We start from the raw sequence: 18,948 nt of genomic DNA, 5'->3' as shown, positions 1-18,948 counted from the left end.
TATATTTAATCAATCTAAGCCACTATTGGAAAATAGCAATAACCAACCTGGTTATACTGGTCTTAATTTTAATATAGAACAAATGAAACACCTTATCGCACCTTCGGTGCTTTCTGCGGATTTTGCTAATCTGCAACGTGATATCGAGCTCATCAATTCGAGCGATGCAGACTGGTTTCATGTAGACATTATGGATGGCGTTTTTGTACCCAATATCTCTTTTGGCTTTCCAGTAATGGAGGCTATCCGGAAATATGCCACCAAACCATTAGATGTACATTTAATGATCATTAATCCAGATGAGTACATAGAACGTTTTGTTAAAGCAGGAGCCTATATGGTTACTGTGCATTACGAAGCCTGTACGCACCTTCACAAGACTATTCAAACGATAAAGAATGCAGGTGCTAAAGCCTGCGTTGCCTTAAACCCGCATACACCGGTAGAATTACTTACCGATATTCTCGGAGATCTGGATATGGTACTCATCATGTCAGTGAATCCTGGTTTTGGGGGACAGCACTTTATACCGCATACCCTCGATAAAATCCGCAGGCTGAAAGCAATGTCTGTAAAGCTGAATCCTGATCTGCTCATTGAAGTTGACGGAGGTATTAGCCTGCTGAATACAGCTGATCTACTGGAAGCTGGAGCGGACGTACTAGTTGCCGGAAGTGCTATATTTTCGACTGCTTCCCCAGCAAAAACAATTACTGCAATGAAGGATGTGAATGTTATAAAACAACATACTATATAACTTCTATTATTTGAGTAGTTTTTGTCTTTGACAAGGGCTTTATTTATTTAAAACTATTACATTTACAATCAACAAAAAGCAAATATAATGAGACATAATTTTGGAGCAGGTCCCTGCATTTTACCTCAGGAAGTATTCAGACAGGCATCACAAGCCGTGTTGGATTTCAAGGACGGCTTATCTATTTTAGAAATTTCGCATCGTACTCCTGAGTTTGAAGCAGTAGTTACTGAGGCTGTTAAATTGGTTAAAGAGTTATTAAATGTACCTGAAGGCTATTCAGTACTGTTTCTGCAGGGTGGAGCAAGCCTCCAGTTTGCTATGGTTCCCATGAACCTTTTAAGCGAAGGACAGACTGCAAGTTACCTGGACACTGGTGTTTGGGCGAATAAAGCAATTAAAGAAGTGAAATACTTTGGAAACGCTCATATCGTAGCTTCGTCGAAAGATGCAAACTATACTTTTATCCCTAAAGATTATAGCATTCCAGAAGACAGTGCGTATTTCCATTGCACGTCGAACAATACAATCTATGGAACTGAAATGTTTAGTTTACCCGAAACAAATGTTCCTATCGTATGTGATATGTCTTCTGACATTATGAGCAGGGTAATTGATGTTTCAAAATATGATCTTATTTATGCAGGTGCACAGAAAAATATCGGTCCTGCCGGTACAACTGTGGTTATCGTAAAAGATGAGATCCTGGGTAAAACTACTAATAAGATCCCGTCAATGCTTGACTACACTCAGCATATTGGTGGTGGCTCTATGTATAACACGCCTCCGGTATTCTCTATTTACGTGGCCATGCTTAATCTGCGCTGGTTAAAATCTAAAGGCGGTGTTGCTGAAATTGAAAAGGAAAATATTGCAAAGGCACGCACGCTTTATACCGAAATTGACAGAAATCCATTATTCAAGGGTACTTGTGCGGTAGAAGACCGTTCCAGAATGAACGTTTGCTTTGTAATGGAAGATAAAGAGCTGGAAAAAGAATTCCTGAAACTGGCCGAGGAAAATGGTATAGAAGGAATTAAAGGTCATAGAAGTGTCGGTGGCTTCAGAGCTTCGATATATAATGCCTTATCTATTACCAGTGTACACAGATTAGTTGAACTCATGCAGATTTTTGCAGAAAAACACCAAAAATAATAATTTAGATGATTAAGATACTTGCGAATGACGGTATTGATCCCGTTGGTAAAAGGTTATTAGAAGAAGCTGGTTTTATTGTAGATACAGAGACAGTTGCTCAGGATAAGCTGGTAGAAGCGTTGCAACAATATGATGCCATTACAGTTAGAAGTGCCACCAAAGTAAGAAAAGAATTAATAGACCAGTGCCCGAACCTTAAATTGATAGGCAGGGGTGGAGTTGGTATGGACAATATTGATGTTGACTATGCCAGGGAAAAAGGTCTGGCGGTAATTAATACGCCTGCAGCGTCATCTTTGTCAGTTGCAGAATTAGTATTTGCACATTTATTCACAGGAATTCGTTTTCTGCAGGATTCAAATAGAAAAATGCCCTTAGAAGGTTCAACCAATTTCAACGGACTTAAGAAAGCATATGCAAAAGGAACAGAATTGAGAGGTAAGACTCTTGGTATTATCGGTTTCGGACGTATCGGACGAGAAACTGCAAAAGTTGCTTTAGGACTAGGTATGAATGTACTTGCCTATGATCTCTATCCGTTCGAAGGTACACTTACGCTGAATTTCCAGGGTAATCTAAGTCTGGATATTCCGGTGAAAACCGTTTCTCTGGAAGAAGTAATTGAAAATAGTGATTTCATCACTTTACATACACCATTTGCTGATAAGCCTATTTTAGGCGAAGCTGAGTTTAGTAAAATGAAACCAGGTGTTGGTATTGTTAACTGCTCCAGAGGCGGTATAATCGACGAAACTGAATTGGTTAATGCATTGAATTCAGGTAAAGTAGCTTTCGCCGGTCTTGATGTATTTGATAATGAGCCAACGCCGTCGGCATCACTTTTACAACATGCTAAAATTTCACTAACTCCTCATATTGGAGCAGCCACAAATGAAGCACAGGAAAGAATTGGAGAGGAATTAGCTTCTCTGATAATTTCACATTTCAAAAAATAAGTCTGTTTGGTTAGGGATTTATTATATTGGATCCCTAACCAAATTTGATTGATTTATGCCTTCTATAAAGCCTTTCCGGGCACTGATACCATCGTATCATGAATGTTCTGTTATTGTAACCAGGCCCCTGGATAATTACAGTACCGGAGAAGCCAGACTCATTGCTACGGAAAACCGATACTCTTTTCTCCATTTAATTGATCCTTCTCTGGCTGAGCCGTCATGGCGAGATATGCGTACAGAATTGATTTATCGAAAAATAAACTTAACTATTAAAGAGTTTCTTGATTCCAGGAAACTAATACTGCAAAATATACCTGCTTTATATATTTATGAATGTGTACATAATGGACTGGCACAGAAAGGTATATGGTCTCTATGCGAAACGGATGATTATTTATCTGGTGCAATTCGTAAGCACGAGGTTACGGTGGAGCGGAGGGAAAAACAGCTTGCCGATTATTTGATTAATACCGGATTAGATAGTAATCCGGTATTAATCACTTATCCGCCTCTGCCTGCCATAGATCAGGAAATAGATAAATATTCGAAAACACCGCCTTTAATAGATTTGCTGTATAATGATGGATCCAAACATAGATTATGGGCAGTGGAAGACAAGGACGACATTCAGGAAATTGAAAATGCAATTGCGTCATTAGATGTATTGTACATTGCTGATGGCCACCATAGAGCAGCAGCTATGAAAGGGCAGGGGCAGTTTTCTGCTGTACTTATGAATACTTCAGAAATAAAAATTCATGAGTTCAACAGATTAATAAAGGGGCTGAACGGTTTAACGGCATCTGAAATTATAGAGAAGGTATCTGAAAAATTTGAGCTAACTGTATCCAATGAGCCTGTCTATCCTACTAAAATACATGAAATAGGAATGTATCTTAAAGGTATGTGGTACAGACTAATACCGAAGTTTACGAACTTTAATGAAAAACATGATCTGGTAGGCAATCTCGATGTCAGTATTTTGCAGGAACATATCTTAGCGCCTGTATTGGGCATATCGGATCCTAGGACAGACGCAAGAATAACATTTCAGGGGAGGATAACGGGAAATACCGCCAGGATTCAGGATAGTGTAGACCACGGGCCTTATTCAATCGCATTTACCTTATTTCCGATAACAGTAGAACGTTTGCTAATGGTCGCTGACGCGGGGTTAATTATGCCCCCTAAATCTACATGGATTGAGCCCAAATTCCTGGTAGGACTACTAACTAATTACACCCCTAATTCAAAGAGTTTGTAAGGGCCCAGTATCTGTAGGCAATAATCCCTTTTTCAAGATTGGATAATTTTAAAGGATCTTTCTGATAAAGGCTGGGCAGTATAAAATTATTTAACCGCACCAGAAATTTAAATATTGACTTTTTCATCTCTTATGTTTTAAGGTTATTAATTGTATTGATTTTTTTATGCAAGGCGAATATATAGATCAGCGCAGCCAGAAATAATGCTCCTAATACTATATTGATAAGTGTAAAGGTTCCTGTTTTTTTATCTGTTTCGTCTACATTATGTCTTAAAGTTTCATTTTCATCCTGCAGTTTTTTTATAGTTTGCATATAAGCTTCAATCCTTTTACGGCTATTGGCTTCATTGGATTGTACCTGGGAAACCTCTTGGTCTTTATAGTTCATTAATACTTTAAGTTCCCTGAATATATTGTTGTCATTCAGTATGATACTCCTAAGTATTTCATTGGAATTCTTTAAGTCATTTTTAGTCTGCAAGCCAAAAATTCCAGATCTGGCACTTAAACTTAAGTCGTACTGTCCAAACCTTGCGCTCCGTTCTGCCAGCAGCATATTAATCTTTTGACGTTGGGTTTGATAAGCTGAAGTGTCATTTTGGAATGCATATGTTTTAAATCCCGAAAATATGATCAGACTGAGAACTAATATTCTGATAGAAAATTTCATAATTATAATTAAGCAAATTTGATGCCTTATTGAAATATAAGGGGAATTGATTTTTATGGGTGAAATTGAATCCTGACTATGTCTCCCAGGTGTAAACCAAGTAATCCGCTGGCTTTACCTTTATTGATAGCGATTTCCAGGTGATTGCTGATTCCGAAAATACATAGTTTCTCTCCTTCAGGTACTTCGTTGTAGTGCCAGCTTAACTGGGTTATAGTTTCACTTTTACGGAAGTAAAGGGTGAAGTCGCGGTTGCGCTGAATTTTGGTGAATAACTCTTTCGTAATATTAGTTATCACATTACAGAATGTGTCGATATAGATCACACTTCCCCTGATTATATCCTGCTCAATAACAGGGTGCAACAGCATCCGTTCTTCAATGCTTGCTGTAGGTATCCCAATGTCTTTTAACTTTCCACCTTTAGCCAGGTGAATTGCAGCCTTTACAAAAATATCTACAAGAGGGAAGTGAAGATATTTCAGATCCTGCATTATGTTGAGCTCTACAATTTCGTCAGGAGATCCATCAAACAGAAGCGAAAAAATTCCATTGTCAGCGCCCACGAAATAGTGATCCTGATATTTAAGTCCTACGTATTTGGTATTTTCACTAAAGACTGAATCGATACCGATCAGATGAACAGTACCTTTTGGGAAATAGTTGTAAACGTTCTTTAAAACGAATGCGGCATAAGAGATATTGAACGAAGGAACCTCATGGGTAATATCCACAATTGTCGCAGTAGGAAGGATCGTCAAAATACTGCCTTTGAGGGCAGCCTGATAGAAATCCTTGGAACCTAAATCTGTTGTTAAAGTGATAATCGCCATTAAAAATTGAATATTTATTCTTAATCTTGCGTATACGGCAAGTCGCCTGCAAATATTCAAATTTAAATCAAAATATACACCTCAATCTTAAAAAACAATATTTTGAACGAATTAAAACTCACATTAGAGACAACAGATCCACTACAATTCTGGGGCGCAAATAATGAGCACTATGAGTTGATCAAACGCGCTTTTCCAAAGCTGAAAATTGTTGCCAGGGGTAACGAGGTCAAGGTGTTGGGAGATGAAGCGGAACAGAATATTTTTAGTCAGAAGTTTGCTGGTTTAGTCCAGCATCTCGATCAGTATGGTACGTTGACATCTGGTGACATAGAAACTTTATTATCGTTAAAACCAGATTCCTCAGGACCGGTTCAGACACCGGTGGATAAGGCTGCTAGTAATGGTGGAGAGGTAATTGTTTTTGGAACTAATGGTCTGATGATCAAGGCCAGAACTGCGAACCAGCGTAAGATGGTAGACAGTCTGATCAAAAACGATGTGCTATTTGCCATCGGACCCGCAGGTACTGGAAAAACATACACAGCCGTTGCTCTCGCAGTCCGTGCTCTTAAAAATAAAGAAATCAAAAGAATTATCTTAACCAGGCCTGCAGTTGAGGCTGGAGAAAATCTGGGGTTTTTACCAGGTGACTTGAAAGAGAAGGTCGATCCCTATTTGAGACCTTTGTATGACGCATTGGATGATATGATCCCACCAGATAAACTTAAATTATATCTGGAGAATAGAACTATTGAGATAGCGCCGCTCGCATTTATGCGGGGAAGAACGTTAGATAATTGCTTTGTTATTTTGGATGAAGCACAAAATTCCACAGATTTGCAACTTAAGATGTTTTTAACACGGATGGGGCCAACGGCAAAGTTTATTGTTACAGGTGATGTGACGCAAATTGACTTACCAAAAAAACAGATGTCAGGTCTGCATAATGCTTTACGGATTCTGGACGACATACCCGGCATTGAGATCATCTACCTTAACGGCGATGATGTACTGCGCCATAAGCTGGTTAGACGCATCTTGAAAGCGTACGGAGATATACAATAATTTTTACACTATAATTGATGGAGTTCCATCAGCACTATGAAAGCAATCAGAGAAACAAACTTCAATTTTCCAAAACAGAATAATTTCTATAAAGGTAAGGTACGGGACGTATATACTATCGATCATCGTTTAATGGCCATGGTTGTAACAGATAGGATTTCTGCATTTGATGTCGTCCTGCCTGAAGCTATTCCGTTTAAGGGACAGGTTTTAAATCAGATTGCAGCTAAATTTTTAAAAGCTACAGCTGATATTGTACCTAACTGGGTGCTGTCAGTACCAGATGAAATGGTTACAATTGGAAGGATCTGTGAGCCTTTTAAAGTGGAAATGGTTATTCGTGGTTATCTCGCAGGTCATGCCTGGAGGGAATATAGCGCTGGAAAAAGGTCAGTATGCGGTGTATCTTTGCCAGATGGCCTTAAAGAAAATGATAAATTGCCACAACCGATCATTACACCTACTACTAAAGCAGCGGTAGGGCATGATGAAGATATCTCAAGGGAAGAAATCCTGGCTAAAGGAATCGTTTCCATCAGCGACTACGATAAATTGGAAGAGTACACGCACGCCCTTTACCAAAGAGGTACGGAAATGGCGGCTGAGCGCGGACTGATTTTAGTAGATACTAAATATGAATTTGGTAAAGTAGGTGAGGAGATTTATCTTATCGATGAGATTCATACCCCGGATTCCAGTCGCTATTTTTATGCTGAAGGGTATCTGGAGCGTCAGGAGTCAGGGGAAGCACAAAAACAACTGTCTAAAGAATTTGTACGTAAGTGGTTAATTGAAAACGGTTTTCAGGGGAAAGACGGGCAGGTTGTTCCGCAAATGAATGAAGAATTAGTTGAATCAATTTCCGCGAGATATATTGAGCTTTTCGAGCAAATTACGGGAGATGAGTTCATTAAAAATACGCAGGATGATATTCAGGAACGTATCGAGAAAAACGTTCTGCAAAGTATAGAAGAACTTTTGTCAGTATAATTGTTTAAATTGGTAATAAGCAAATAAGCCTATGAAATTTTCAGTAGATAAACACGAAAAGTATGTTGTTATCAGGCTTGATGAAACTAAATTTACAGATTTTAATGTGCCCGGGCTTAAATCGGAATTTATTTTATTAAATGCAGATGGATATTGTAATATCGTTTTGGATTTGTCTGAAGTAAAGTCATGCGATGATTCTCAGGATCTGAGTTGCCTGCTTGTAGCAGACAGGCTATGTAAAAAGGCTAATGGTTTGTTTATCGTTACCGGCGTAGCTGACTGTATTGCAGAGATACTCAGACTTTCATCTGTAGATCAGTCCCTGCACATCCTGGGTTCGTTAGCTGAAGCTGAGGATCTTATTTTTATGGAGGAGATCGAAAAAGAGTTGTTGGGAAGTTTTGATGAGGATGAATAAATGAAATTTGAATTAACCATTTTGGGCAGCAGTTCTGCTACCCCTGTATTTAATAGAAATCCTTCCGCCCAGTTACTGAATTGTAATGAAAAGTTCTATCTGATTGATTGTGGTGAGGGTACTCAGCAGCAGTTGATCAAATTTGGCCTAAAGGCGAGCAAAATAGATACTATCTTTATTAGCCATTTACATGGAGATCATTATTTCGGATTAATCGGTTTGATTTCTACGATGCATCTGAATGGCAGAATTAAGCCGCTTTATGTTTATGGGCCAGCTGCCTTAAAAGATATATTAGATATACAGTTTAAATACTCGGATACGGTATTGAGATTTCAATTGTTATTTAATCCTGTAGTGGCTGATGAACCGAGGGTTATTTTTCAGAATCAGGATGTAGTGGTCGAAACTATAATCATGAATCACAGGATACCCTGTACCGGATTTAAATTTTCTGAGAAGAAGCGATTAAGAAAGGTAATTGCAGATAAATTGGAGGAAGCAGGTATTGCTCCGGAGTATTATCCACTTCTGAAAAAAGGACTTGATTTGACTTTACCTGGCGGCAGGTTCATTAAGAATAGTGATTACACAGTAGATTCAGATGCCCCTAAAAGTTACTGTTACTGTTCAGATACGCTGGCGGACGGAAGTTATCTGGAGAGTCTGACAAATTGCACCGTACTATATCATGAAGCAACGTTTCTTCATGAGCTAATTGAGCGTGCGAACACTACTCATCACAGCACTGCATTACAAGCCGCTGAGATAGCACAGGAAGTCGGCGCAGGCAAATTGATCATTGGTCACTTTTCATCGCGGTACAAGGTGTTATTGCCCCTGCTTGAAGAAGCGAAAGGTAAGTTTCACTCAACAGAGCTGGCTTTAGAAGGCCATACTTATTCCATCTAGAAATATTCAAAAATAACAGACATAAAAAAAGCGCCTATTTAGGCGCTTTTTTTATGTCTGTTGAAACTGGACGTTTATTATTTGTCCTTTTTATTTCCACCTCCGAAAACAGAGAAGTGTACATAACGTTTAGGATTCTCTTTCAGATCAATAATTAGGTTGTCCAGATTTTTGGAAGCATTGTTTAGATTATCATACATTTTAGTGTCGTTAACTAACAGCCCTAAAGTACCTTGACCGTTATTAACTTTGGTCACGATACCCTGTAAATCTGAGACAGCTTTGTTTGCATTATCTAATGTCTGTTTGAAATTGGCAGCAGCCACCTGATCGGTGATAGTATTAATGTTATTTAGGATAGCGTTGATTTTTTCATTATTGTTTTTAAGGTTCAGTGAGATACTTTCTGCGTTGGCGAGAATAGCAGCGATCCTTTTACTTTCTGTGCCTACCAGTCCGTCAACCTTTTTAGAAGTTCCTTCCAATGAAGTCAGTGTAGCAGCGATACTGTTAAAGCTTTTATCCACATTTTTCTGAAAATTAGGATTTAGAATAGTATTGACACTGGTTAGAATCGAGTCCATCTTACCGATTATCAATTCTGCTTTTTTCTGTACCGGCTGAACGGCTTCCATCAGGTTTTTCTCGACATTAGCATTAAGCGTATCGCCATCCTGTGCAAAGTCCTGTCCTGTTCCCAGAGCCATAACGATAGCCTTACTTCCCAGTAAATCAGTACTTTCTAACTTTGCAATGCTGTTTTTAGGAATGTCATACTTACCCTGGATCTTTAATGTAGCGATGATAGTTCCGTTAGGCTGCAAAATAAGCTTGTCTACACGGCCGATTTGAAACCCGTTAATAAGAACAGGTTTAGAAACCGCAAGGCCGTCCACCCTCGAGTATCTAGCATATAATACTGTTTCGCTTGAAAAGATGGAGTTTCCTTTAAGGAAGTTGTAGCCAATAATTAATAAGGCGATGGAAAAGGCTGCTAATATGCCTACTTTGGTTTCGTTTGCTATTTTCACTTAGGGTGGTTTACTTATTTTACTTCTGTTTCTTTTTTATAGGTCTTCACGGAATCAAAAATTGCACTTACAATTTCATTCTGTCCGCTGGCAGAATTCATATAACTTTCTTCAGAAGGGTGGGATATAAACCCAATTTCAGTAAGAACAGCTGGCATACCGCATCTCTGCAGGACCAAAATACCTTGTTCTTTTACTCCTCTGTTCAGTCTTTTATTCTTCTTGGTATAATTGTTTTGCATTAACCGGGCCAATCTAAGACTTTTGTCCCTGTATAGATTTTTAAACAAAGATAAGATAATAAATGTTTCGGGATCTTTAGGATCATAACCATTATAATTCTTTTTATAATCCTTTTCCAGGGCAGCATCAGCATTCTCTCTAATAGCTAGATCCTGCTCATTAAGCCGGTGACTACCGGCAACAAAAGTCTCAGTTCCCCTTGTTACTTTATTCTTGACATAACCATATCTGGGAATCCTTTTACCTTTTCGCACGGTATGCCCTGTTACTACTCTTCTATCGGGCATAGAATTGCAATGGATAGAAATGAATAGATCGGCTTTCGCATTGTTAGCTATTTCGGCACGCCTGTATAAAGAAACATCTATATCCGTTTTACGTGTATAAATAATTTGGACACCAGGCATATCCCGTTGAAATTTTCGCCCAAGTTTTAAGGCAACCTGCAGGGCTACATTCTTTTCTTTGGAGAAACTGCCTGAAGCACCCGGTTTATTGCCGCCATGACCAGCGTCAATCACTATTCTTTTTACTTTATATCCCTGTGCAAAGGAGCTGAGTGTACAAAAAAGGAACAAGAGCGGCAGCAGAAATATATTTCTTTTGAATATCATCAAATAACTTGGTTTAAAGGTGTGAAATTAGACCGCAAAGATAGTATAATAAATTTTTTAGCCCATAAACGAGGGCAAAAACGTAAAATTCAACGACGACTGATGAAATTTTGAAATGTTAAAAATGCAATCTGGGTAATGTGTTAATCGATTGTAAATCAGTGTTATATTAGGTCTTTAACAATAATTAACGGACAAACACTCATTTACATGATTCTATGCTATATTTTTCATTAATTTTGGACGTTTTGGCTTAAACAACAATTTGAAGTTATATTCCGCTTATAATTTGAAACTTTTACACAGATCCGTCTTCTTGCTTAGTCTATTGCTTATGGTTATTACCAGTGAGGCAAGCTATGCTTATAACTACAAATTCCAGACACCGGTTGTTCAGCAACAAGACACTGTTGGAACAGATACTTTAAAACCTGTACAGCCCAGACAACCCGGCAAGGCAGAAGAAGTTTCAAAAATCGAATATTCTGCACAGGATTCAACTAAATATAGTAAGGACAAAAGCATTATCTATTTATATGGTAAAGCCCGCGTTATTTACGGTTCATTTGAACTGGACGCAGATTATATTACTTATAATTCCAAAGACAATACCGTATTTGCGAGCGGAAGGAAGGCTGCCAATGGAAAATATCTGGGCAAGCCAATTTTCAAAATGGATCAGCAAGGGTCTTCAAGTGCAGATTCGCTTTTCTACAATACTAAATCAGGTAAGGGTACAGTATTTAATACGTTCACCGAACAGGAGGGGGGCTTCTTCTCCGGCGGCCAAAGTAAGCGGCAACCGGATAATGAAATCCATATTAAGGGTGTGACATACAGTACCTGTAATCTACCGCATCCGCATTTCGGGATTTATATTACTAAAGGGATCGTTACCGATAAGCAGATTATAACAGGTCCGGTATATTTGAAGATAGAAGACATTCCTTTACCACTCGGCCTGCCTTTCGCATTTTTCCCCAAACCGAACAAACGTAATTCGGGTATCATCATGCCCTCATTTGGAGATGACTTTACCAGAGGATTCTTTCTTAGAGATGGTGGTTACTATATGAACCTCAATGATTATTGGGACGCTAAAATTCTTGGAACTTATTTTACAAGAGGATCTTATGGCGCATCTGTTACTTCAAACTATGTGAAAAGGTATAAATATAACGGTAATCTTAAGTTAGATTACGGGAGCAACCGTTATGGTTTGGAAGGAACACCACAATATGAACCTAAGAAAGATTACAGCATACAATGGGTACACTCCCAAAATGCCGCCGCAAATCCGGGAACTACATTTTCTTCCAGTGTAAACATCAAAACGAGTGCATACAATTTAAACACAGCAGGCGGAAACTCCTTTAATTTTCAAGCTATTACAGAGAATCAACTTTCATCCAGTATTAGCTATGGTAAGACAATGGCCGATGGCAAAATTACTTTTGCGGCAGCTGCACGTAGTAATCAGAATACACAAAGTAAAACTGTAGATGTAACCTTACCGGATATGTCTCTTTCTGTGCAATCTTTCAGCCCTTTTAATTCAAAAAATAATGTGGGAGAGCAGAAGTGGTACCAAAAGGTCACGATGGGCTATAATATGGTCTCTGCTAACTCCATCACTTCACCAGATAGTCTTTTATTCAGAAAGGAGTCCCTGACCCAGTTTCGAAACGGTATCCAGCAGACTGTGCCGATTAGTATCAACTTTACAGCGCTGAAATATTTTGTTTTTAACGCTGGAGGTACCTATGTCGAAAAATGGCATTTTATGTCGACCAGACAAAAAGCAATCAGGGGCATTCTGAATAACGGGGTAATTGGTCCTGATCAGATTGTTATGGATACTGTAAACGGCTTTAACCGTTCTGGGGAATATAGCTTTAATATGGGTTTGTCAACAAAAGTTTATAATACACTGCAGTTTAATAAAGGAAAATTAAAAGCTTTACGATTGGTAACAACACCCTCCACCAGTTTTAGCTACCGTCCCGATTTTGCTGCTACTAAATATGGTTATTATAAGCCACTGCTTTATCAAGATGGAACAAATGTAATTGATCCGGTTACGAATAAAAACAGACTATATTCAATTCATGCGGGAACTTTATACGGCGGACCTTCTCAGGGTGAGAATGCGAGTATTAACTTCGGATTGGAAAATACCCTGGAAGCTAAAGTGTTTTCTTCCAAAGATACAACCGGAACGGGAACAAAGAAAATACCTATTATTCAGGGTTTGAGTATTAATGGGTCTTACAACTTTCTGGCACCTGAGTTTAAATTGTCCAACCTGAACTTCAACGGAAGATCACAGTTCACTGATAAATTTGGCGTTACCTATACAGGTACACTGAATCCATATGCAGTGGAAGATATTCGTGATGCCAGTGGAAGGGGTGTTCAGGACGCAAACGGAGTTCAAACCAGGCAGGTGGTGGACAGGATTACGGTACCACGGCTGGTGAACTTTGGTTTATCTTTCGGTTACAGTCTTAATGCAGAAGCCTTCAAAAAAAGAAATGAAAACCTGGATAACCTCACTGAGCAAAAGCAAAAAACAGGAATGACGCCGGAGCAGGCAGCGGAACTTGCCCAGATCAGCAGTGATCCAAATGCATTTGTCGACTTTAAGATTCCCTGGAATTTCACGTTCACTTATAGTTATTATTATTCAAAGTTGGCTAATGGATTATCTCCAACAAGTACAAATACCTTGAACTTTAATGGTGATTTTAGCGTTACACCTAAATGGAAAGTGGTATTTACTTCAGGGGTGGATTTTAAAAATAAAGGTCTGTCACCTACATCTTTCGCAATTTACAGAGATCTGCATTGCTGGGATATGAATATTAACTGGATCCCGATCGGGCCGTACAGAAGTTACAGCTTAACAATACGTGTTAAAGCATCGGTATTGCAGGATCTTAAACTAAGTAAACAACAAGCGTACTATACGCGTTTTTAATTACATATGTTAGCTGAAATTATAACCATTGGTGATGAAATTCTTATCGGTCAGATAGTTGACACAAACTCCGCCTGGATGGCGAAAGCTTTAAATCAGGCTGGAATAAAAGTTAAACAGATCACCTCTGTCTCGGATGATGAATCACATATCCTTGATGCACTGGCATTAACCGAAAACCGGGCCGACCTGATTTTAATGACCGGCGGACTCGGGCCGACAAAAGACGATATCACGAAATTCACACTTGCCAAGTATTTTGGTATGGGGATGAGGAATGATCCCGCTGTGCTGAAGCATGTTACAGAAATATTCAGTAAGAATGGCCGACCGATGTTAGAGGCTAATATCAGACAAGCCGATGTTCCGGATGGTTGTACCGTAGTACCGAATTTAAACGGAACCGCACCTTGTATGTGGTTTGAAAGAAACGGAAAGATCTTCGTGTCTATGCCTGGTGTTCCTTTTGAAATGATGTACTTAATGGACGAAGAGATCATCCCCAGAATAAAGCAAAGATTTGAACTGCCTTTCATCTACCATAAGACTATTCTCACTGCCGGTCTGGGTGAATCATTTTTAGCTCAGCGTATCGAAGATATAGAAGATAGCTTGCCTGAAACTATAAAATTGGCCTACCTGCCTAAATTAGGACAAGTAAGGTTACGTTTAAGTAGTTCTGGTAAGGATGAGCAGCAGCTCCAGCAAAACGTAAATCTGTATGCCAATCTGATTACCGATCGGTTAGGAGCTTATGTTGTGAGCGATGATGATATTGATCTGGAAAAGGTTATGCTCAATATTATGGATCAGAAGGGGTTGACATTATCTGCTGCCGAGAGTTGCACGGGTGGTTATTTATCACATCTGATCACTAGACACCCTGGCTGCTCAAGTGTTTTTGCGGGTGGTGCTGTCGTGTATTCTTATGAGCTTAAAGAATCTGTTTTAGGGGTTAAACCGCAGACGCTTGAAGCTTACGGTGCAGTTAGTGAAGAAACAGTAAAAGAGATGGCTTTGGGCGCGTTGAAACATTTTAAAACTGATTATAGTGTTGCAGTAAGTGGAATCGCGGGCCCCGGTGGGGAGACTCCCGGAAAACCTGTAGGAACAGTTTGGGTAGCAGTAGCTAACCGGAATCGCGTGGTTGCGAAACTGCATCATTTTAGCAATAAAAGAGCACAGAATATAGAGCGTTCAGCTGCCGCTGCATTGACCATGATTGTGAATCTCCTGAAAGAAGATGAAGAATTAGTCTAAAAAAGACTTACTTTTGCAGCTGATTGGAAAAACCAAATTTACTATAAACTAAATGGCACAATACGAATTATTATTACCCAAAATGGGCGAAAGTGTTGCGGAAGCAACTGTTATCAAATGGTTGAAACAACCAGGTGATATGATCAGTTTGGATGATACCCTTTTAGAAATAGCCACCGATAAGGTAGATTCAGAAGTACCCTCTCCGGTAGCGGGTAAACTGATAAAACAATTGTATCAGGAAGACGACGTCGTGCAGGTAGGTGCAGTTATCGCGTATATAGAAACCGATGGTGAAAATGCAGAGGAAATAAAGAATGTAGATGAGCCAGTTGAAGACGATATCGAAGAAAATATTCTGACTGAAATTCCAGGCACTACGCAATTAGAAGTTAAACCGGATACAGAAGAGCCGGTAAAGTCTGATTCCGATCGTTTCTATTCTCCTTTAGTCAGGAGTATCGCCAGCCAGGAAAATATAAGCACAGCAGAGCTGGAAAACATTAATGGCAGCGGTGCAGATGGCCGCCTGACAAAAGATGACTTGTTAAGTTATATTCAGCAGAGCCGCCCTGCGGCAGCGGTAGTTAAGGAAGCTGCTGCTGAAAATAAACAAGCAGGCACGCCAAACTCAAAGGAAGCGCCGGTTAGCGCTGCTCCGGTAATATCTAATCCTGCAGGTGTAAGTGTCTCAGGTGCCGATGAGATCATAGAGATGGATCGTATGGGTAAGCTCATTTCAGACCATATGGTAATGAGTAAGCAAACCTCAGCTCATGTGACGTCATTTGTGGAAGCAGATGTAACCAATATGGTTCTATGGCGTGATAAGGTTAAAAAGAATTTTGAGAAGAGAGAAAACGAAAAAATAACGTTTACACCAATTTTTATTGAGGCGGTTACTAAGGCTATCAAAGATTTTCCGATGATCAATGTATCTGTAAATGGTACCAAAATCATCAAAAAAAGGGATATCAATATTGGGATGGCAGCAGCACTACCTAGTGGCAATCTGATTGTACCTGTAATTAAAAATGCAGACCAGCTGAATCTTGTAGGGTTGACCAAATCTGTTAACGACCTTGCAGTTCGCGCAAGAGCATCTAAGCTTAAACCAGATGAAACTCAAAACGGTACGTTTACTTTAACTAACGTCGGGTCGTTTGGTAATGTGATGGGGACACCTATTATCAATCAGCCACAAGTGGCTATACTTGCAGTAGGGGCAATTAAGAAAAAACCTGCAGTTTTAGAAACTGAATACGGAGATGTTATTGCAATCAGACACATGATGTATCTTTCGCTATCCTACGATCATAGGGTTGTTAATGGAGCTCTTGGTGGTACTTTTGTACGCCGGGTGGCGGACTATCTCGAGAACTGGGATATTAATCGCGAAATCTAATAAAAAACAAAGCAGGCCGGTTAACCCGGCCTGCTTGTATCAAAACACACAAAATATTAGTTATAACTAACTTCTTCTCCGGCAATTACCTGGATCTGCTGATCTGTATAAGTATACCTGCCGGTATGAGCAATAAATACATCTTTTTGTTGTAACAGATCCCGGTTGGCAAGGAGTGACTTTAAGCTCACGCTTCCAATTACGTATTTATAGTCATTTCTGACAAAACGTTCCAGAATATTTTCAATTTTCAGCTTCTCTACGGTGTACTCATGGGTATAGCGCAGATAAACCTCAATATTCACCTGATCGGTATGGATAAGGCCGTTATGCTGGTGGAATTTTTTGTATTCATACTTGTATCCATATCTTAATGCTGCTATGTCTGACAACACTGCCGCACCGGTAGGGTGACCGCCAGCTCCCTTCCCGAAGAAAAATTGCTTGTCTGCGAAAGCTGCCTGAACAGTTACTCCGTTATATTCATTTTCCACGTTGTAAAGGAAATCATCAGACTTAACAAATTTGGGAAGTACGTAGGTAATCACCTGCTTCGTGCTGATCTTTCTTGCAGTCGGAACCAACTTTATTTTAAAGTTCTTTTCCCTTGCATACTGAATATCCTGCTCCGATAAATTCTGGATACCAACGTTCAGTATTTTATCCGGGTCAATAAACAGACCGTATGCATGCGCAGTTGCAATAGCAAGTTTAAATTTAGGATCGTATCCGCCAACGTCCATAATTGGATCGGTTTCGGCGAATCCTAAATCCTGAGCTTGTTTTAATGCAACATCATAGGGCATATTCTCATTGAATATTTTGGAGAGAATATAGTTGGATGATCCATTGAAAATTCCGCTTATTCCGTGAAGGAGTTCGTTATCATAATATTCCTCCAGATTACGAATGATAGGAATACTTCCGCAAACTGCGCCTTCATAAAGTAGTGAGGTTCCGTGTAATTCCTGTAATTTAACAAGTTCTTCCAAATGGTTAGCGATCATTTTTTTGTTCGCCGACACTACATGTTTACCAGTGCTCAGTGCCTTTTTAACAATCTTGAAAGCAGCATCTGCATCATCAATTAATTCGACGATGGTATTGATATCCGGATTATCTAGTATTTCATCATGATCGGTCGTAAAAAGACTACTATCCAGTGATCTCTTCTTATTTGGGTTCTTTATAGCGATTTTAATAATTTCCAGGTTCAGGTCTTGTCCACGGATAATATCATGTAATCCCTGGCCAACGACACCAAATCCAAAAATTCCTATTTTTAGTTTCGTGCTCATCTATGCTGTTTTATGAAGTTTAACAATTTTATTTTTTGCATTTTCCTTTAGGAAATTGCCTATGATATTAGTTAGTTCGTCGGTTTCAATCAGAAAGCCATCATGCCCATAAGCAGATAGAAGTTTCTGGAATTTGGCATGAGGGATATGGTTTGCGAGATACTCCTGTTCACAAAGTGGAAACAACAAATCATTAGGTATTCCAATTACCAGGGTATCGGCTTTAATTTGCTGCAGTGCTTCTGCAACGCTTTTTCTGCCCCGGCCAACATTATGACTGTCCATAGCCTTGGTCAGATACCAGTAGCTGTAAGCATTGAAACGTTTACACAGCTTCTCACCCTGATAATTCTGATAAGATGATGCCCGAAAGCCGTCCGTCTTCTCGTTTACACTCTCCACTTGTGTCGCAACATAAGCGTCGTAAGTACGATAGGAAAGTAAGGCAATGCTTCTGGCTGCTTTAAGACCTTTTAAACCGCCATTAGGGCTCTGGGCATAAAATGTGCGGTCTGTAGTGATCGCCAGGCGCTGACTTTCATTGAAAGCTATTCCCCATGGGGAATGGAAAGCATTCGTCGCAATAAGTATCAGGTTTTCAGTAAAATCAGGATTGCTTACTGCCCATTCCATTGCCTGCTGCCCACCGAGTGAACCACCAATTAATACCTTAAGTTTACGGATGCCAAGATCATCGGCGAGCAACTGGTGTGCTTTAACGATGTCCCTTATACCAAATTCCGGGAAGGAAAGGTAATAGGGCAGACCAGTGACCGGATTTGTACTCAGCGGATTGGTAGTCCCATAATGCGAACCCAATACATTTGCACAGATAATAAAATGTTCTTCCGGATTAAATAATGAGTTTTCGCCGAAAAGACCTTTCCACCAGTCCAGAACATCTGCATTTGCGGTTAGTGCATGACAAGCCCATATTACATTTGATTTATCGGCATTTAATTTACCATATGTATGATAGGCAATCTGTAAACCTCGTACCTTTTTTCCGTTCTCGAGTTTAAAAAGCTTATGGTAATTGAAAATATGGTTAGATGACATATAGGCTTGTTCTTGCAATGGAT

At 39.5% G+C, this 18,948-nt stretch carries 17 protein-coding genes; 11 read left to right on the top strand and 6 right to left on the bottom strand.

Going from position 1 to position 18,948, the window contains the following annotated elements:
* The first annotated feature begins 82 nt into the window (after positions 1-82).
* The 4 genes from rpe (at position 83) to BM192_RS01235 (ending at position 4,138) form a co-directional block, all read left to right on the top strand.
* Positions 83-757: a ribulose-phosphate 3-epimerase gene (gene rpe / locus BM192_RS01250; protein WP_037438212.1), complete on the top strand. Its 675-nt coding sequence runs from the start codon at positions 83-85 to the stop codon at positions 755-757.
* An 87-nt stretch (positions 758-844) separates the two neighbouring features.
* Complete coding sequence (gene serC / locus BM192_RS01245; RefSeq protein ID WP_037438136.1) at positions 845-1,912, top strand: 3-phosphoserine/phosphohydroxythreonine transaminase; 1,068 nt, start codon at positions 845-847, stop codon at positions 1,910-1,912.
* 8 nt (positions 1,913-1,920) lie between these two features.
* Positions 1,921-2,871: a D-2-hydroxyacid dehydrogenase gene (locus tag BM192_RS01240; RefSeq protein ID WP_170844836.1), complete on the top strand. Its 951-nt coding sequence runs from the start codon at positions 1,921-1,923 to the stop codon at positions 2,869-2,871.
* 55 nt (positions 2,872-2,926) lie between these two features.
* Positions 2,927-4,138, top strand: coding sequence for a DUF1015 domain-containing protein (locus BM192_RS01235; RefSeq protein ID WP_037438135.1), 1,212 nt, complete (start codon positions 2,927-2,929; stop codon positions 4,136-4,138).
* 130 nt (positions 4,139-4,268) lie between these two features.
* On the opposite strand, the gene BM192_RS01230 is transcribed toward BM192_RS01235, so the two are convergent.
* Both BM192_RS01230 and BM192_RS01225 read right to left on the bottom strand, forming a co-directional pair.
* Positions 4,269-4,811 (bottom strand): hypothetical protein, encoded by a 543-nt coding sequence (locus BM192_RS01230; protein WP_074586666.1) that lies wholly within the window; start codon positions 4,809-4,811, stop codon positions 4,269-4,271.
* A 53-nt stretch (positions 4,812-4,864) separates the two neighbouring features.
* Positions 4,865-5,644, bottom strand: a complete 780-nt coding sequence (locus BM192_RS01225; RefSeq protein WP_037438134.1) for an SAM hydrolase/SAM-dependent halogenase family protein — start codon at positions 5,642-5,644, stop codon at positions 4,865-4,867.
* A 102-nt stretch (positions 5,645-5,746) separates the two neighbouring features.
* On the opposite strand from BM192_RS01225, the gene BM192_RS01220 reads away from it, so the two are divergent.
* From BM192_RS01220 to BM192_RS01205, 4 genes are read left to right on the top strand one after another with little or no spacing between them, the layout of a single operon-like run.
* Positions 5,747-6,712, top strand: coding sequence for a PhoH family protein (locus BM192_RS01220; RefSeq protein WP_037438133.1), 966 nt, complete (start codon positions 5,747-5,749; stop codon positions 6,710-6,712).
* A 36-nt stretch (positions 6,713-6,748) separates the two neighbouring features.
* Positions 6,749-7,702 (top strand): phosphoribosylaminoimidazolesuccinocarboxamide synthase, encoded by a 954-nt coding sequence (locus BM192_RS01215; RefSeq protein WP_037438132.1) that lies wholly within the window; start codon positions 6,749-6,751, stop codon positions 7,700-7,702.
* A gap of 31 nt (positions 7,703-7,733) precedes the next feature.
* On the top strand, positions 7,734-8,123 hold the full coding sequence (locus tag BM192_RS01210) for an STAS domain-containing protein (protein ID WP_037438131.1): 390 nt from the start codon (positions 7,734-7,736) through the stop codon (positions 8,121-8,123).
* Complete coding sequence (locus BM192_RS01205; protein ID WP_037438130.1) at positions 8,124-9,035, top strand: ribonuclease Z; 912 nt, start codon at positions 8,124-8,126, stop codon at positions 9,033-9,035. It begins immediately after the preceding gene.
* Positions 9,036-9,112: 77 nt separating this feature from the next.
* Here the strand turns inward: BM192_RS01205 and BM192_RS01200 are convergent, their stop codons facing one another.
* Complete coding sequence (locus tag BM192_RS01200) at positions 9,113-10,066, bottom strand: MlaD family protein (RefSeq protein ID WP_074586678.1); 954 nt, start codon at positions 10,064-10,066, stop codon at positions 9,113-9,115.
* Positions 10,067-10,080: 14 nt separating this feature from the next.
* Complete coding sequence (locus tag BM192_RS01195; RefSeq protein WP_037443954.1) at positions 10,081-10,923, bottom strand: N-acetylmuramoyl-L-alanine amidase family protein; 843 nt, start codon at positions 10,921-10,923, stop codon at positions 10,081-10,083.
* A gap of 334 nt (positions 10,924-11,257) precedes the next feature.
* Here BM192_RS01195 and BM192_RS01190 point away from each other — a divergent pair, with 334 nt between their 5' ends.
* The 3 genes from BM192_RS01190 to BM192_RS01180 are packed head-to-tail and all read left to right on the top strand — an operon-like array spanning position 11,258 to position 16,568.
* Positions 11,258-13,903, top strand: coding sequence for a putative LPS assembly protein LptD (locus tag BM192_RS01190; RefSeq protein ID WP_234797481.1), 2,646 nt, complete (start codon positions 11,258-11,260; stop codon positions 13,901-13,903).
* A gap of 6 nt (positions 13,904-13,909) precedes the next feature.
* Complete coding sequence (locus BM192_RS01185; RefSeq protein WP_037443952.1) at positions 13,910-15,163, top strand: competence/damage-inducible protein A; 1,254 nt, start codon at positions 13,910-13,912, stop codon at positions 15,161-15,163.
* A gap of 52 nt (positions 15,164-15,215) precedes the next feature.
* The gene (locus BM192_RS01180; RefSeq protein ID WP_037443950.1) at positions 15,216-16,568 is read left to right on the top strand and encodes a dihydrolipoamide acetyltransferase family protein; all 1,353 of its coding nucleotides are present in this window, start codon (positions 15,216-15,218) and stop codon (positions 16,566-16,568) included.
* Between the two features lie 56 nt (positions 16,569-16,624).
* On the opposite strand, the gene BM192_RS01175 is transcribed toward BM192_RS01180, so the two are convergent.
* Together BM192_RS01175 and BM192_RS01170 are read right to left on the bottom strand one after the other, a co-directional pair.
* Positions 16,625-17,866, bottom strand: coding sequence for a homoserine dehydrogenase (locus BM192_RS01175; RefSeq protein WP_037443947.1), 1,242 nt, complete (start codon positions 17,864-17,866; stop codon positions 16,625-16,627).
* Complete coding sequence (locus tag BM192_RS01170; protein ID WP_037443946.1) at positions 17,867-18,925, bottom strand: homoserine O-acetyltransferase family protein; 1,059 nt, start codon at positions 18,923-18,925, stop codon at positions 17,867-17,869.
* Positions 18,926-18,948: the final 23 nt, after the last annotated feature.

This window comes from Pedobacter antarcticus (assembly GCF_900112985.1).
Lineage (GTDB): Bacteria > Bacteroidota > Bacteroidia > Sphingobacteriales > Sphingobacteriaceae > Pedobacter > Pedobacter antarcticus.
The sequence above is the reverse complement of the archived record's forward strand: the minus strand, read 5'-3'. Positions and strand labels throughout refer to the sequence as shown.

Coding starts and splice junctions, on each gene's coding strand:
- BM192_RS01225 (WP_037438134.1), bottom strand. CDS start 5,644: ATGGCGATTATCACTTTAACAACAGATTTAGGTTCCAAGGATTTCTAT.
- rpe (WP_037438212.1), top strand. CDS start 83: ATGAAACACCTTATCGCACCTTCGGTGCTTTCTGCGGATTTTGCTAAT.
- BM192_RS01215 (WP_037438132.1), top strand. CDS start 6,749: ATGAAAGCAATCAGAGAAACAAACTTCAATTTTCCAAAACAGAATAAT.
- BM192_RS01190 (WP_234797481.1), top strand. CDS start 11,258: ATGGTTATTACCAGTGAGGCAAGCTATGCTTATAACTACAAATTCCAG.
- BM192_RS01195 (WP_037443954.1), bottom strand. CDS start 10,923: ATGATATTCAAAAGAAATATATTTCTGCTGCCGCTCTTGTTCCTTTTT.
- BM192_RS01185 (WP_037443952.1), top strand. CDS start 13,910: ATGTTAGCTGAAATTATAACCATTGGTGATGAAATTCTTATCGGTCAG.
- BM192_RS01230 (WP_074586666.1), bottom strand. CDS start 4,811: ATGAAATTTTCTATCAGAATATTAGTTCTCAGTCTGATCATATTTTCG.
- BM192_RS01235 (WP_037438135.1), top strand. CDS start 2,927: ATGCCTTCTATAAAGCCTTTCCGGGCACTGATACCATCGTATCATGAA.
- BM192_RS01210 (WP_037438131.1), top strand. CDS start 7,734: ATGAAATTTTCAGTAGATAAACACGAAAAGTATGTTGTTATCAGGCTT.
- BM192_RS01240 (WP_170844836.1), top strand. CDS start 1,921: ATGATTAAGATACTTGCGAATGACGGTATTGATCCCGTTGGTAAAAGG.
- BM192_RS01175 (WP_037443947.1), bottom strand. CDS start 17,866: ATGAGCACGAAACTAAAAATAGGAATTTTTGGATTTGGTGTCGTTGGC.
- BM192_RS01180 (WP_037443950.1), top strand. CDS start 15,216: ATGGCACAATACGAATTATTATTACCCAAAATGGGCGAAAGTGTTGCG.
- BM192_RS01170 (WP_037443946.1), bottom strand. CDS start 18,925: ATGTCATCTAACCATATTTTCAATTACCATAAGCTTTTTAAACTCGAG.
- BM192_RS01205 (WP_037438130.1), top strand. CDS start 8,124: ATGAAATTTGAATTAACCATTTTGGGCAGCAGTTCTGCTACCCCTGTA.
- serC (WP_037438136.1), top strand. CDS start 845: ATGAGACATAATTTTGGAGCAGGTCCCTGCATTTTACCTCAGGAAGTA.